This is a genomic window from Synechocystis sp. FACHB-908 (assembly GCF_014698595.1).
Taxonomy (GTDB): Bacteria; Cyanobacteriota; Cyanobacteriia; order Cyanobacteriales; family Microcystaceae; genus Synechocystis.
The window spans coordinates 179,149-192,960 of sequence record NZ_JACJTH010000021.1; the positions used below are offsets into that span (position 1 = coordinate 179,149).

13 protein-coding genes and 1 tRNA gene are annotated in these 13,812 nt (G+C 50.0%); 4 read left to right on the plus strand and 10 right to left on the minus strand.

What is annotated here, in order from left to right:
* Window positions 1–216: 216 nt before the first annotated feature.
* The 3 genes from H6G46_RS07165 to H6G46_RS07175 all read right to left on the minus strand — a co-directional run bounded on the left by H6G46_RS07165 (window position 217) and on the right by H6G46_RS07175 (window position 3,791).
* Window positions 217–2,769, minus strand: coding sequence for an EAL domain-containing protein (locus tag H6G46_RS07165; RefSeq protein ID WP_020861381.1), 2,553 nt, complete (start codon window positions 2,767–2,769; stop codon window positions 217–219).
* Between the two features lie 75 nt (window positions 2,770–2,844).
* A complete protein-coding gene (locus tag H6G46_RS07170) occupies window positions 2,845–3,330 on the minus strand; it encodes a universal stress protein (protein ID WP_010871390.1) in 486 nt (161 codons plus the stop codon).
* Window positions 3,331–3,410: 80 nt separating this feature from the next.
* Window positions 3,411–3,791, minus strand: a complete 381-nt coding sequence (locus H6G46_RS07175; RefSeq protein ID WP_010871389.1) for a hypothetical protein — start codon at window positions 3,789–3,791, stop codon at window positions 3,411–3,413.
* Between the two features lie 46 nt (window positions 3,792–3,837).
* Between H6G46_RS07175 and H6G46_RS07180 the strand changes: the two genes are divergently transcribed.
* The gene (locus H6G46_RS07180) at window positions 3,838–3,978 is read left to right on the plus strand and encodes a hypothetical protein (protein ID WP_158299065.1); all 141 of its coding nucleotides are present in this window, start codon (window positions 3,838–3,840) and stop codon (window positions 3,976–3,978) included.
* 118 nt (window positions 3,979–4,096) lie between these two features.
* On the opposite strand, the gene H6G46_RS07185 is transcribed toward H6G46_RS07180, so the two are convergent.
* From H6G46_RS07185 to H6G46_RS07205, 5 genes are all read right to left on the minus strand, one after another.
* Complete coding sequence (locus tag H6G46_RS07185) at window positions 4,097–4,717, minus strand: flavin prenyltransferase UbiX (RefSeq protein ID WP_010871388.1); 621 nt, start codon at window positions 4,715–4,717, stop codon at window positions 4,097–4,099.
* A gap of 67 nt (window positions 4,718–4,784) precedes the next feature.
* Window positions 4,785–5,543: a HEAT repeat domain-containing protein gene (locus H6G46_RS07190; RefSeq protein ID WP_010871387.1), complete on the minus strand. Its 759-nt coding sequence runs from the start codon at window positions 5,541–5,543 to the stop codon at window positions 4,785–4,787.
* Between the two features lie 57 nt (window positions 5,544–5,600).
* Entirely contained in the window at window positions 5,601–6,092 is a 492-nt protein-coding gene (locus H6G46_RS07195) for a CRR6 family NdhI maturation factor (protein ID WP_010871386.1), read from the minus strand.
* Window positions 6,093–6,095: 3 nt separating this feature from the next.
* Window positions 6,096–7,520, minus strand: a complete 1,425-nt coding sequence (gene lpdA, locus H6G46_RS07200; RefSeq protein ID WP_020861380.1) for a dihydrolipoyl dehydrogenase — start codon at window positions 7,518–7,520, stop codon at window positions 6,096–6,098.
* 98 nt (window positions 7,521–7,618) lie between these two features.
* Window positions 7,619–8,266 carry a Uma2 family endonuclease gene (locus H6G46_RS07205; protein WP_010871384.1) on the minus strand — a complete coding sequence of 216 codons (648 nt, stop codon included), beginning with the start codon at window positions 8,264–8,266 and terminating at the stop codon, window positions 7,619–7,621.
* 316 nt (window positions 8,267–8,582) lie between these two features.
* Between H6G46_RS07205 and H6G46_RS07210 the strand changes: the two genes are divergently transcribed.
* Entirely contained in the window at window positions 8,583–9,587 is a 1,005-nt protein-coding gene (locus H6G46_RS07210) for an alpha-E domain-containing protein (protein ID WP_020861379.1), read from the plus strand.
* On the opposite strand, the gene H6G46_RS07215 is transcribed toward H6G46_RS07210, so the two are convergent.
* Window positions 9,584–10,369 (minus strand): DUF429 domain-containing protein, encoded by a 786-nt coding sequence (locus H6G46_RS07215; protein WP_010871382.1) that lies wholly within the window; start codon window positions 10,367–10,369, stop codon window positions 9,584–9,586. The genes H6G46_RS07210 and H6G46_RS07215 overlap by 4 nt on opposite strands.
* 79 nt (window positions 10,370–10,448) lie before the next feature.
* On the opposite strand from H6G46_RS07215, the gene H6G46_RS07220 reads away from it, so the two are divergent.
* Window positions 10,449–10,522: transfer RNA gene (locus H6G46_RS07220), tRNA-Pro, on the plus strand.
* Between the two features lie 164 nt (window positions 10,523–10,686).
* On the opposite strand, the gene folK is transcribed toward H6G46_RS07220, so the two are convergent.
* Complete coding sequence (folK, locus tag H6G46_RS07225; protein WP_010871381.1) at window positions 10,687–11,274, minus strand: 2-amino-4-hydroxy-6-hydroxymethyldihydropteridine diphosphokinase; 588 nt, start codon at window positions 11,272–11,274, stop codon at window positions 10,687–10,689.
* A 235-nt stretch (window positions 11,275–11,509) separates the two neighbouring features.
* Here folK and H6G46_RS07230 point away from each other — a divergent pair, with 235 nt between their 5' ends.
* Complete coding sequence (locus H6G46_RS07230; protein ID WP_223211321.1) at window positions 11,510–13,801, plus strand: mechanosensitive ion channel family protein; 2,292 nt, start codon at window positions 11,510–11,512, stop codon at window positions 13,799–13,801.
* Window positions 13,802–13,812: the final 11 nt, after the last annotated feature.

A 13,812-nucleotide genomic window follows, 5' to 3' on the forward strand; every position in this document is an offset into this window, starting at 1 on the left:
AGCAAGGATGGGCGGATGGGCAAGGGAAATATGTATCTTGACCCGATGATGGAGACAAAATCTGGCTAAATTGCGACCCTACCTCTAGTGTGACATAACCCCTAACGGTTGGATCGTACTTCTTAGACAAACTTTATTAAGGGTTTGGGCGGGTCATCAATGATGGCAAGTTGCGGTTAGTTTTAAAAGTGGGGATAGGACTTAGTTTTGGTGTAATTATTTCTGTAAAAATTGTCCCATTTCCCGTTTCCGCAGGGGGCGACTCAACAAAAATCCTTGTACTTCCTGGCATTGTAGTTGCTTGATCAAGCTCAGTTGGGCATCGGTTTCTATCCCTTCGGCCACCAGACGATATTGGAAGCCCTGACTTAATGCAAATATGGATTGGAGAATGGCCATTTCCTGGGGGGTGCCCCGCAAGCGGGCCATGAATCCTTGATGAATTTTGATGGTGGTGAAGGGAAACTGGGTGACAAAACCAATGCCCATTTGGCCTAGGCCGAAGTCGTCTAGGGCAATTCTAACCCCAAAGGTTTTGAGGTCTTGGAGAATGGCCAGGGCCTTGGCTGGTTGTTGCCTCAGAGTATTTTCGGTAATTTCTAGCTCCAACCATTGGGGATCTAAGCCGGTTTCCTCTAGGGTTTTACCTACCATCATCACTAGGTCTTGGCGATAAAATTCCCGGGCTGATAGATTAATGGCGATCGCCCGAGGGGGTGAACCATCCTTTTGCCACTCCAAATTTTGTTGACAGGCGGTGCGAAAAATCCAATCGCTGAGTTCAAAAATGAGATTGCTACGGGCGGCAATGGGGATGATTTTTCCCGGGGCAATTTCCCCTACTTCTGGATGTTCCCAACGGAGTAGGGCTTCTATGGCGGTGATTTCCCCACTTTGGAGATGGATTTGGGGTTGGTATTGCAGGGTAAGTTGCCGTTTGGCGATCGCCTGTTGAAGAAGGTTTTCTAGGCGGGCTTGATGGAGGGCGGCGGTGCTAAATTTCGGATCGTAGCACTGATAATGATTAAAACCAGTTTGGCGCAATTTTTGCAGAGCGGCGTTGGCTCGAGAGAGTAAATCTTCGGCCCGGTTACCATCGTTGGGGTAGGCGGAAATGCCAATGTTAATATTAAAAATAAATTCCCTTTCTCGCACGGTTATGGGATTTTTCAAGCGGTCTAGAATTCTTTCCGCTAGACGAATGGAATCCTGGGGGCTTTTTATCTTGGCCAGAATAATCACTAGGGTGTTGCTATCCCATTGCCCTACGGTATCTCCGGAACGCATACAGTCGGAGATCGCCCCGTGGAAGGCCATAAATACTTCATCCCCAAAGCCAAAGCCATAGGCCTGGTTAATGCGATTGAGAATTTCTAAATGGATGAACATCACCCCCATGAGATGCTGGTGGTGGGCTGCCGCATCGATGGCGAGGGATAGTTCCTTTTGTAGATTTACCCGGTTGGGCAGTTTACTAATGGGGTCATACAACGCTTGGTTAGCCAAGGTTTCTGAATACCCCTGGCGACCCCGGGGAGTGCGCATGACAAAACAGTACACCTCCCTGTCCTCCCACGGTAGGCGATACACTTCCCCCTTGACTTGTACCGTTTGCCCTTCCCGATTGCGGTACTCTAGTTCTGGTACCGATAGATAGTTTTGGGTTTCCAGGTTAATTAATAGTTCTTCAATCACCGGCCGTTCTGCGGCGATCAACTGATAAAGGGTGAAATCGAGAACCTCCGATTCCTCATAGCCCAATAACTGGCAAAAAGCACTGTTAGCTTCGACCACAGTTTTGGTGCGGGCATCCACCAACAGAAAACCTGTGGCGCTATATTCCCGATAGGCTTGCAAACGATGGTGGAGATCATTTAACCCCTGCTCCATTTTGCGATACTCGGTCACGTCCTCGCTGTAGCACTGTAACCGGCTTCGGTCTGGCCCAAGGAAAATCCGCTGATGAAAAATTTGTTGGCCGATGGCAATATCCCGTTCCAACTGCAAGCCCTCCCTGGTGAGGGATAAATTTGAGAGGCCTTGGATCAGAGGATGTTGGGCCTGGATGGCCATTAGTTCCGGAAATAAGGCTTTGGTTGCCCCGTTGGCGTAAATCACCTGCCCCGCAGTGGTTAACTCAACAATTAACTGGGTACTATTTTCGCTGAGGGAAGCCGGTGGACGATGACTTGGTAATGGAGCACTGCGGCTGACATCTGGTATTTCATCGTTATAGACCACCGCTGTGGAAAAGGAAGAGTCTTCCTCTACTTCTACCGCTTCATGGTCAAATCCAGCCCCTTCTCCATAGCCGTGGTCAGCCATGGCAAAGTTTAGGGGGTCCACATAGGTTTCCCCCATGATTGGGTTGGCCACCACCGACACAGGTTCGGCTCCGTAGGGTTGCTCCTCCGATTCTGTGGTCAGATTCATAATGTGGTAGCTGGCTTTGGACTGATTGCCAAAGCGAATTACGTCCCCGTGCTCCAACTCATGGGAAAGACAATATTGACCGTTGACCACCACGCCATTGGTGCTGCGTTTTCCCTGGAGATTACCGTCAATTAATCTATAGGTGTATTGATGATTCTGATAGTCGTTAACCCGGATCAGGGTTGCGTGGTGACGGGAAACTTGGCGATCGTAAATAGGGATGGCACTGCTGGGGTCCCGACCGATGTCGTAGGTGTTTTCTTCTAGGGAAACAATGCGACGAGATTTCTGATCCTCAATGACCAGGACGTGGCGGACAATGGAATCGTTACTCATGGATGGCATGGCTCAGGGGATGGTTTTATTTAACTTTGGGAAGATCGCCGGTTAACTTCAGGGTCCGATCGCCTCTCAGTCCGGAGTTGGCACCACAAACACGCAACAGTGGGCGTGGTGAAAGACATAGTTCCCCACACTACCGAGGAGAATTTCGCTTAGTCCCCACCGGCCCCGGTGCCCCACCACAATGATGTCACTATTATCCTGTTTGGCCCGCTGGCAGATAATTTTACCTGGACTGCCCAAAATTTGTTCCGCCTGGCATTCAATGTCCAAAGCCAGTGCTTGCTGACGGCGTTTTTCCAGGGTATCTAACCCTTCTTGTTCAAAGGTTTGCCATTGCTGTTGCCACACCTCCATGGTCAACTCATTACCCACGGCGGGGTAAATTTCATCCATATTGACGGGGATGGGTAGGGGACTACCTTCTTCTTCGGCCGACAGGACATGAAGCAACAATAGGGAAGCGCCATAGACCTTGGCGAGGGATAAACCTTTTTCTAAAACTTCTTGACCTGCGGGGGACAGATCCAAGGCAACGAGAATTCTATTGAACAAGGTAACCCTCCAAGGCTTGGGGCAATGGGCAATAATTGAGGCAAATTTAAGCAGTTTCTCCGCCAGACCAAGGGATTTGCTCAATGCCCTGGCTTACATACATTGTAATCTTCGTGGGAGACGATTTCTTTTGGTTCTAGGCGATCGCCATCGTCCTGACAAATAAGCCGGTAATGTCTAGTAACTGGAATACTGATCACTAGGCGATCATGCCTAAGACGTTTGCCGTAAAACTCACGGTAGTCATGTTGATTGGCCAAACCTGCGAGAATTTGTCTGGCTTTGAGCACCACATTTCTGGGTAGATGGGTCAGATCAATGGGATCTTCAGCAAAGGTGGCTTTCCAAGCGTCGCGGGAATGTTTCCTTTCCTCTTGGTCAATGTGTTTTTGCACACAGCGATGACATTCTTGACCATAACCCTTATGGCCACAGGGAAAAGTTTTTTTACGTCTTGCCATGGTGTTTACAGTTGGGTGGAGGGTAAGAATCTGTAGAACAAACCGCTTGACAACCGCTTATCAATTAACCACCTCCCGTCAGCTTTTCTGGCGGCAATGCCAAACTTTGCCCACAGCCGCCGACACTGGGCGGTTTTTCTCTAGCTTAACGGCTAATCCCAACCATGGCGCACCGAGCGATCACTAAAGCCTTTGTCCCCCAACTATTTTCACTAAAGCTCCGGCAAGGTTGGGGGATTTGGACTTACACTTCCCTCATAATCGACTCATCAGAAGGACTTACCCTCAGAGCCTAAGTAAATCCGTCACTCCCCTTCCATACCCCCTTGCCAACGCTGGAGGGGCACACAGTCGATCGCCAATTGATCCAAGGCCCTAGCCACCACAAAATCCACTAAATCTTCCACCGATTGGGGCTGATGATACCAAGCGGGAATGGCGGGCACAATGCGGACTCCAGCCTCGGCCAAACTAGTGAGATTGCGCAGATGGATCAAACTTAAGGGCGTTTCCCTGGGCACCACCACCAAGGGTTTACCTTCTTTGATTTGCACATCCGCCGCCCGCTCCAATAGATCGGAACTCATGCCCACCGCCAATTTAGCCACGGTGCTCATGCTACAGGGCAGCACCACCATGCCGGCGCAACGGTAGGAACCACTGGCAATGGTGGCCCCCACATCTCCCCAACGGTGACAAATCAATTTGCCACCCTTTTCTACCCCAGCCTGAGAGCGCCAAAATTCTGCCTGGGCGGAGGGTTCCCCTGGCATTTGAATATTTTGTTCCGCTTGCCAAACTTGGTAGCTGGCTCGGGAAGCCACCAGTTCGATGGTGTAATCCGCCGCCAGTAAATGCTTGATGGCTCTGACGGCATAAATTAGCCCAGAGGCACCGCTGACCCCCAAAATCAAAGGTTGTGCCATGGTGTGTTGATTTTTAGTTAATTTTTAATTATTTCCCTTTACATATCTTTACAAACCAATCGACGTATTAGATCAGTCCGTCCATTTCCAGGTCTTCAATCATCTGTAGTCCCCGGGCGTCCCCCAGTCGCAGTAGGGCGGATTTGGCATCTTCCTTGACGCCAAAATCTTCATCTTCCACTAGGGCTTCCAGCAAGGCATCGATCGCCGTGGCATAGACCACATTGGAAGGCAATTCCCGGCATAGTTGCCCCACCGCCCAGGCACAATTACTGCGGACAGCGGCCATCTTGTCCCGCCTCAGTCCCTCAATCAACGGGGGAATGGTGGCAATAACATCTTCGTAGGCCAATTTGGCAATGTTAGGCAAACTGCTGGCACTCCAGAGGCGCACGGCGGAAATGTCGGTTTTGAGGGCATGGATCAAGGGCGCTAGAGCCCGGCGATCGCCACAATTTCCCAAGGCCCAGACCAATCCCTTGCGGACATAACCATTGAAATCTGTTTGCAAACTTTGAATTAGCGGTTCCACTATGGTCGGGTCCGTATTACGCCCCAACGCATAGGCCGCACTCACCCGCACCAGGGGACAGCTATCCCCTAATAAATTGATCAACGGCTCCACCGCCCGGCGATCGGCAATTTCACAAAAAGCCCGGGCCGCCAGCATCCTCTGTGGGGCTTCTCTACTGGTCAGAAGCACCAACATTTCATCAGGGTCCGGAGGTGGAGGGGCTACGTCGTCATCTAATTGATCCAGGGGATCAACCCAGGAATCCTCCAGTAGCAGATCATCTTGGTTACGCATAGCTCCATATTTTCTCACGAAATTTCCCCCCCTAGGCTAGGGGCCGGGGTTAGTCCGTCCTATTTGCAAACTCCTCTACAACTGGGCCAAAAAATTGTCGTCCAAATCGTAGCCCAACAGTTGAGCCAAGGACTTGAGGCGGAACTGGGCTGGGAGTTGATATTTTTTTAACCAGTCCGCTAACACAAATACCCTACCCATAATGAACAGATCCAGAGCTTCAGGATTGAACTGGATGCCATCCACCCGATGGAATTCGTGGGGCACCAGCATGGCAGCATACCTGGTAAATTCCCCGGCCTGCCAATCCAAGCACAGGGGAAACCAGGGATAAACGCTATCTAGACGGATAAACCACAGACGAACTTCGGGAATCTCTGATAATTCCCTGGGATCGCCTTCTTCCCTGGCAAATTGAATGTCGAACTGTACCTGTTTTTCGATGGTGGCCAGGGCAGATTCGTCAATGCGATTCAGGTTAAGACTAATGGCCCGCTCCAGCCACGATTGCACTGGGGAAAGGTCCAAACTACTCAGTTGCTCTGGGGTAACGGTGATGGTGACCATGGTTTAAACCGCCCGTTTATACGCTTCGTCCAACACTTCCGACAGGGTGGGGTGGGCATGGACATGGAAGGCCAATTCCCGCACTGATTTGCGGTCGGCGATCGCCTGGGCCGCCTCTTGGATTAGGTCCGATGCATGAATACCGATAATGTGGGCACCCAATAATTCCCCGGTATCCTGGCGGTAAACCACTTTGGCAATGCCGTCGGTTTCCTTTTCTGCTAGAGCTTTGGAGTTCCCCTTAAAGTAAGTTTTGGCCGTACTAACCACAAATCCTTCCTTTTCCCCTAGCTCTTTGGCTTGAGCTTCCGTTAAACCCACGTAGCTAATTTCAGGATGGGTGAAGGCCGCCGCCGGAATGGCTCGGTAGTCCACCTCAGTTTTGCGGCCGCAGATATTTTCCACTGCCACCACTCCTTGGCCAGAAGCGGCATGGGCCAGCATCATTTTGCCCGTGGCATCTCCCACCGCCCAGAGATGGGGCACCGGTTTGCCATCCTTAATCACTTGCATTTGGTCGTTAACTTCAATGAAACCCCGGCGATCGGTTTCCACTCCCACCGTTTCCAGCCCTAAATTTTTGGTGGCAGGAATGCGGCCAGTGGCGACTAAACAAGCATCCACTTCCAGGGTGTCAATCACTTCTTTTGTTTTGGCGTCGGTGAGTTCAATTTCCACAGGGGAACCTGCTTTGATTTTGGTGGCAAATACGCCGGTATAGGTTTCAATGTCCCGGGATTTAATCAGCACCCGTTCGGCAATTTTGGCAATTTCCGGATCAAACCCTGGCATCAGATCCGGCAGGGCTTCAATCATGGTCACTTCACAACCGAGGGCGGTGTAAACGTCGGAAAATTCCAAGCCAATGTAACCACTACCAATGATGGCAATCCACTGGGGCAACGTTTCCAACTTCACTGCTTCATCACTGGTAAAGACAGTTTTATGGTCAATTTCAATGCCGGGGGGCACAAAGGGCACCGAGCCTGGGCATAACATGATCTCTTTTGCTTTGAGAATGCGGGTTTCGTTGTCCCCGATCACCGTCACTTCCTGGGGGCCGGATACTTTACCCCAACCCCGGATGGTATCGACTTTGAGACGGGTGAGGCTATTGGTCAGGTCAGATTGGATTTTACTCACAAGGTCGTTGGCATGGGCAGCGATCGCCTCCCTGGTGAAGGTAACGCCATTGATCTGGATACCTAGTTGTTGCAAATGATCTTGGTCGGACATTTCCCGCACCCGACCGGAGGCGGCGAGGAGAGCTTTGGAAGGGATACAACCCCGATTCACACAGGTGCCGCCCATATCTTTAGCTTCGATGATGGCGGTTTTCAGACCACATTTAACGGCGTGGAGAGCAGCCCCATGGCCGCCAACGCCAGCGCCAATAATCACCAAATCGTAATCAAAATCCTGACTCATCGTTGCTTGCACCTCAATCTGTCAAGACTTTAGTTTAGGGGTTAAGGGCAACCTCTGGAAAGTTGACCCCCGTCCTGGCGATCGCCCATTGTCTTCGATTAGTTCGACCCCAATCCATCAGAAATACCGGCCTGTCGTAATAACTCCCTTAACCGTTCATTTTCCTGCTCCGCAATCTTAGCCCGCTCCGAAAATTCTATTGTTGTCAAAAAACGATTTCCTTGGGGATCATAAATTTCCAACTGTTCTTGGGTTAGGACAAAACGTATTCCTAAACGGGGGCTGACCCAATCATGAATAGTTTCAATCACAACCAAATTTTCCCCTTGCCGCTCATATCCCGTAAAATCAACTCGTTCAGGATCATAAATGTAGTATTCTTCTACTCCGTACTGGTCATAAAAGACCAATTTTTTTGCCATTTCCTTTAACCTATTACCCGGCGATAAAATTTCAAACACGACTTGGGGCCCAATATTTTCTTCTTGCCACTGTTGGTAGGAACCCCGCTCCCCCTTAGGCCGACCAAAAACCACCATCACATCAGGGGCAACCCGTATTTCTGGGTGTCTTTCCACCGGATACCACAACAAATCCCCCGCCACAAACACATCTGGATTATCTCGAAAAACACATTCCAAATTTTCCTTAATCAGTACAATCCAACGGAACTGTAGGGTATTGTCTGCCATTGGTTGTCCATCACTATCGGGATAAACAATGATTTGGTCGAGGGCGGCGGTCATGGCCTGGGGCTCCAAACGCTCAAATGTGGCCCGATTCTAACACCCCATCAAAGTTTGGCATTTTCACTGTTTTTCCTTCTCCCTGGTAGTCTAAACCGTTATTTTTGCTTCACCTGCAGTATTGCTCCCCAAGCTTGGCCGAGCCGGCAGTTTCCACAAAGACCCGATCGCCAGGGGGGAAGTGGGAGCTTTAGGGCGGACTAGGTTTTTATACAGGGGAAAAGCCTCGACAATTTCGTCAGAATGGCAACATATTGAACCACCAACGGCTTTGTACAATAGGCCCTGGATCCGTAATTGGAAAAAACCGAAAATTATGCTAAGCCGTGTTGCTGACTCCGTTTACTGGCTGAACCGCTACATCGAACGGGCGGAAAATATTGCTCGCTTTGTGGATGTGAACCTTTACCTAATGTTGGATTTACCCTACGGTGCCCAACAGCAGTGGGAGCCTTTGGTTATGACCACTGGGGATTTGAGCTTTTTCAAACAGCATTACGGCGAAGTCACCAAGGCTAATGTGATCCAATTCCTCACCTTTGATCAGCATTACTCCAACTCCATCCTTTCCTGCCTGAACATGGCCAGGGAAAATGCCCGCTCCATTCGAGAAATTATTTCTTCGGAGATGTGGGAAGAAATTAATCGCTTTTACCTTATGGTCAAAGAAGCTGGCGATCGCCCTCCGGCCAACATTGCCGACTTTTTTGCGCGGGTGAAACTATCTAGTCATCGCTTTGCCGGCATTATGGACGCCACCATGACCCATAACGAAGCTTGGCATTTTGGCCAGATGGGACGTTTGCAGGAAAGGGCTGACAAAACCGCCCGCATTTTGGACGTGAAATATTACTACCTGCTGCCTTCGGTGGAATGGGTCGGCACTCCCCTGGATCAGGTGGAATGGATTGCCCTACTCAAATCCGCCAGTGCTTACGAAATGTATCGCAAGAGCCAGCGGCGCATTACCCCTGCCAACGTGGCCAGCTTTCTGATTTTGCACCCCAAATTTCCACGTTCTATCCATTTTTGTCTACTCCAAGTACAACGGTCATTGCATGAAGTTACTGGTACGCCCCTCGGTTCCTGGCGCAATGAGGCAGAGAGGGCCCTGGGTCGACTTTGTGGAGAAATGGGCTACATCACCATCGAAGATGTTATTAGCCAAGGGCTACACGAATTCCTGGAGGAGATTCAAGCTAGGGTAAACGAAGTGGGGGTTAAAATGGCCCAGACGTTCTTTGTCAATGAGCCGGTGTTGTCGCCCATGCCAGTGCAAAGTCAAGGTCAGACCCAACAGCAATCCTTAGCTAGTTTTTAGTTTTTCTCTGCATCCGGTACGGGTTGGTCAGCACCTAAGGTGGGCACCACAATATAGCCCGTACTTTCATCGCCTAAAACCCAGTTCCGTTCTCGACCCCAGTACCACCAATAAGCGCCAATATAAGCACAAATTAAACTATCCCATTGGTCTTCCTGGTGTTTCAATTCCTTGCCGTTCAAGGTCAATGGCGATCGCCAAGGTTCCATACCAGGGGGGAGGGTAAGGTCCAGAGCCGGGGTTAGTTGGGGCAAAATATTTTCAATGTAGGACTGTAATTCCAGCAAACCCTGTCTTTTTTTGGCTAGACTCCCTTTCTTGTATTTGATGATCCGCTCTAGCTGAAAAAGTTGCACCATGGCAGGGTGGGGAAATACTTCAATTTGGTAACGCCCTTGCCGTTGGGCTTGAATCTCCGGGGCATGGAGAAACCCCCTTTCTTCTAGTAATTTGCCCACTCCGGTGGTTCTTTCGGCAAAAGGTCGGCCCAAATTGGCCGGATAACAACCCGCATGGTACTTGCCAAAATATTTATGGGTCAGGCGATCGGGCAAACGAGTCCCAGTCTGATTGGGAATAATGGTCGGAGCATCCACCGCCACCATGACTCCCTCCGCTTCACCTAAACCTTTGTCCAGCCAGGCGAAAATTTCCTCCAAACTCAAGCGACAGGTAAGGTCTTCAATCCCTAGGCGATCGCCAGTGGGGGTTGATTGCAGTTGCAAACGACATAGTCCACTCTCCCCAGAACGCCAACCCAAATCAATGCCAATAAATTTCATCAAATAAACACTCGAAAATATTTGCCAAAAAACTTGCCAAGGGCCACAGGGGAGGACTAAGATTAGGGTCTGTGAAATTCGGGGCGTAGCGCAGCTTGGTAGCGCACCACTTTGGGGTAGTGGGGGTCGTGGGTTCAAATCCCGCCGCTCCGATTCAGCTGAAAAGCCTTCTCTGTAAGCATTATAAGCTTCCAGGGGAGGCTTTTCCCATGGTGACCATTGGCTTGGCAGTGAACTATTGAATAATGTTGTAACTCAATGCTTTTTGAAGTTTTCCGTCCGGTCAAGGATGTTTTTGTGGAGCACTCTTCACAATGTTATCCGTGAACCGCCACAGCACCCGGCGCAAAAACTTGCTCTGGTTCCAGACTCCCCCCTAGTTCCAGCCCTGGAGCCACTGGCCAAACCGCAGTGCAATCCACCTGCTCAATTAGTTGAATAATGGTTTTCCCCGACCGAGGATCAACCCAGTCCGGGGCAATTTCCGCCAGGGGAACTAGCACAAATGGTCTGTATTGCATTTGCGGGTGGGGAATGGTCAGTCTAGCCTGTTCCAATTGGCGATCGCCGTAGAAAATTAAATCCAGATCTAAGGTGCGGGGTCCCCATTTTTCCAAACGAATGCGGCCAAATTTTTGCTCGATCGCCAGTAAAGTTTGCAACAACTCTGGGGGGGATAAACTGACCCGTAACGTCACACAGCCATTGATATAGTCGGGCTGCGGCGGCCCAAAAGCTCGGCTACGGTACCAACTAGAACAGCGCTCCACTTCAATGCCCGCTACCAAGGCCAACTCGGCGATCGCCCCTTGGAGATTGTCCAGCACTGGGCCAATATTGCCCCCCAAGCCTACCACTGCCCCATGGCATTGTTGCGGAAAATCTGTGGGGGAGACAGGAGCCATAGAAATAGGGACAAACAATCGATTCTATCCTACCAAAAACTTCTAACCCCAAGCTCCCAGACATCATTGGCCACTCCAGGGATTTGTCAGGCTTGTCACGGAGTCTAAACCGATTTTCACCCCAATCGCCAACCCAGAGAACAACAATAGTTTATATTGACTATTTCGGAAGTGTACTCACTGTTAAGATGGCGGTGAATTTTTACGAAAACGTTACAAAAACCCCAACATGCCTATGGGTTGCCGATTTGCCACCGTCAAGCGTCTGATTCTGCTGGGTCTCTTGGCCTTCACCCTAGCGGTGCTCATCCCCCCTGCTACAGCGCAAATAACCCTTTCTTCGGGGGGAAACAATGGCAGTCAGAATACTTCTAGCACCCCTTGGTGGGATACCAATAAAGCAAGACGTTGTGGCCGGCTCTGGTGCAGTGATGTGTTTTTGCAGGGCAGTTCCCAGGTCACCTTCACTGTGGGTTTAATTCCCAATCCAGAGGAAAGTTCCCAAGCGGCCGCCCAGGCCATTGAAAATCGGGCTAAGCAAGTGGAATCGATTTTTAATTCGATCTATTCTCGGTTAATTAGCTTAAATACGGTGGAAATTCCCGAGAAGGACGTGCAGTTTCTCCGCTCCAAGGTGTTTGACCTGAGGGAATCTCGCCTTGGCTATCACTCCAACCCAAGTAATTGGCCGGGAACAAGCCCCGCTCCCCCTAACTCCCGAGACTCCACCACCACCGCGCCCGAAATTAACCAAAACAACCAGGAAAGCAGTTCAGTGGAGCGGCGAACCCCTACCACTTCTTTTCGTAACGCTCCCCAGAGTGCCATCCGGATTATTTCTTCTCCGGCCCCTAATTTGGCTAATGTGGCCGCTGACGAAATCCATCCCTTTACTCCCAATGTGGAAGTGGGCATTCAGAACAATGAGACGGTAATTTTTGTGCCTAGTCAGCCAAGCCTTGGCCTAGCTCAGCAAACCATTGTTACGGTCAACCAGGCTGACGAAATTATTAATGGCAAGCCCATCAATCTACTAGCCCATGAATGGCGTGACAGAATACAAAGTAGTTTTGATAAAGCTTTATGGGGACACGAACTGGATCGTCAACATCCCTGGGACCGCTATTACATCAGTGGCGCCTTTATGGTGGTGGCCCTGGCGATCGTCACGATTATGGGTTTAATTCGCTCTTTCTTTTACCGTCGGGACCGCTATCTACGTCAAGAGTTAAAAGTTTTAGCCCAGTCCATCACCAAAGACATTGAGGCAGAAAGTGCAGAATCAGTACGCCTAGCCAGCCAAGAAGTTTCGGAGTTTCCAGAACTTGGCCCCGATCGCCAAGGAGAAGAAGGACAAAATGGCCATGGATCGCCGTCCAAGGAGCGGAATTTTCCCCTATATGTGCCCCTAGCTGATCAAGTCAGGGACCGGGTTAACCATGCCTGGCAAAACATCGGTGATTTAGCTAGCTCAAATTTACGGCGACAAACCCTGCTCAAACAACGTCGCAACTTGGCTGTGTTGATGTGCTGGATTTTGTTGTGGCTCCAAATTTCCTGCATTTTTATTGTGGGAGCCTTCATCGTCTATGTTTTTCCCTCCACCAGGCCATTTACTTTGCTATTTATTGGCCAAGCCATGTATTTTCCCCTGCTTTGGATCGGGGTAACTTTAATTGATAAGGTGTGCGGTATTTTCGTCGATGGTTTGCTCAATAATTGGGCGAAGGAACAGCAATCTTATAATGAGCATTCTAACCGTTACACCCTTAGGGTTATGACCTATTCCCCGGCCATCAAGGGAGGAATTTCAGTACTATTGACCATTCTCGGTATTCTAGGCACCATTTGGCTATTTGGCATTAATCCTTTGGTCTTAGCTAGTTTTGGCGGAGTTGCCTTTGTGCTAGCTTTTCTGGGGCGCAACGTGGTAGAAGATATGCTCAATGGCACGCTAATTCTTTGGACAGACCGCTATGCCATTGGTGACGTGGTGCAAATTGGGGATGTGTTTGGTCTGGTGGAAAATATGAATATTTACATTACTCAGTTGCGGGGCCCCGAAGGCCGTTTGAGCACCATTCCCAACGGTAAAATTTCCGTAGTCCAAAATTTGACCAAGGACTGGTCCAGGGCAGAATTTATTGTGGAAATTGACCAGTCCAGCAATGTGGATAAAGCCCTCAATTTAATTCGGGTAGTTTCTGAACAAATGCGGGAGGATCCACTTTGGCAAGAGAAAATTTTGGAACCGGCCGCTATTTTGGGGGTGGATGACATTGCCTCTAAGGGCATTCGGCTCCAGGTGTGGATTAAAACCCAAGCAGGGCAACATTGGCCCGTGGGTCGAGAATTTCGTCTCAGGATGAAAAAGGCATTTGAGCTGGCTGGTATTGCCCTGGGTGCCCCCCAGCAAAGGATTGTGTACCATCACCACGGTCAAAAAAGTAGTCATAGCAATGGTAAAACTGATCACTCTCCCGGGGCGATCGCCTTGGGGCCAAATTTTCCCAAGGAATATAATTAGCCTCTAACTCT

Excerpts from the sequence above, each read along its gene's own strand:
- lpdA (WP_020861380.1), bottom strand. The coding sequence starts at position 7,520 with ATGAGTCAGGATTTTGATTACGATTTGGTGATTATTGGCGCTGGCGTT.
- H6G46_RS07205 (WP_010871384.1), bottom strand. The coding sequence starts at position 8,266 with ATGACCGCCGCCCTCGACCAAATCATTGTTTATCCCGATAGTGATGGA.
- H6G46_RS07230 (WP_223211321.1), top strand. The coding sequence starts at position 11,510 with ATGGGTTGCCGATTTGCCACCGTCAAGCGTCTGATTCTGCTGGGTCTC.
- H6G46_RS07210 (WP_020861379.1), top strand. The coding sequence starts at position 8,583 with ATGCTAAGCCGTGTTGCTGACTCCGTTTACTGGCTGAACCGCTACATC.
- H6G46_RS07175 (WP_010871389.1), bottom strand. The coding sequence starts at position 3,791 with ATGGCAAGACGTAAAAAAACTTTTCCCTGTGGCCATAAGGGTTATGGT.
- folK (WP_010871381.1), bottom strand. The coding sequence starts at position 11,274 with ATGGCTCCTGTCTCCCCCACAGATTTTCCGCAACAATGCCATGGGGCA.
- H6G46_RS07215 (WP_010871382.1), bottom strand. The coding sequence starts at position 10,369 with ATGAAATTTATTGGCATTGATTTGGGTTGGCGTTCTGGGGAGAGTGGA.
- H6G46_RS07185 (WP_010871388.1), bottom strand. The coding sequence starts at position 4,717 with ATGGCACAACCTTTGATTTTGGGGGTCAGCGGTGCCTCTGGGCTAATT.
- H6G46_RS07165 (WP_020861381.1), bottom strand. The coding sequence starts at position 2,769 with ATGAGTAACGATTCCATTGTCCGCCACGTCCTGGTCATTGAGGATCAG.
- H6G46_RS07195 (WP_010871386.1), bottom strand. The coding sequence starts at position 6,092 with ATGGTCACCATCACCGTTACCCCAGAGCAACTGAGTAGTTTGGACCTT.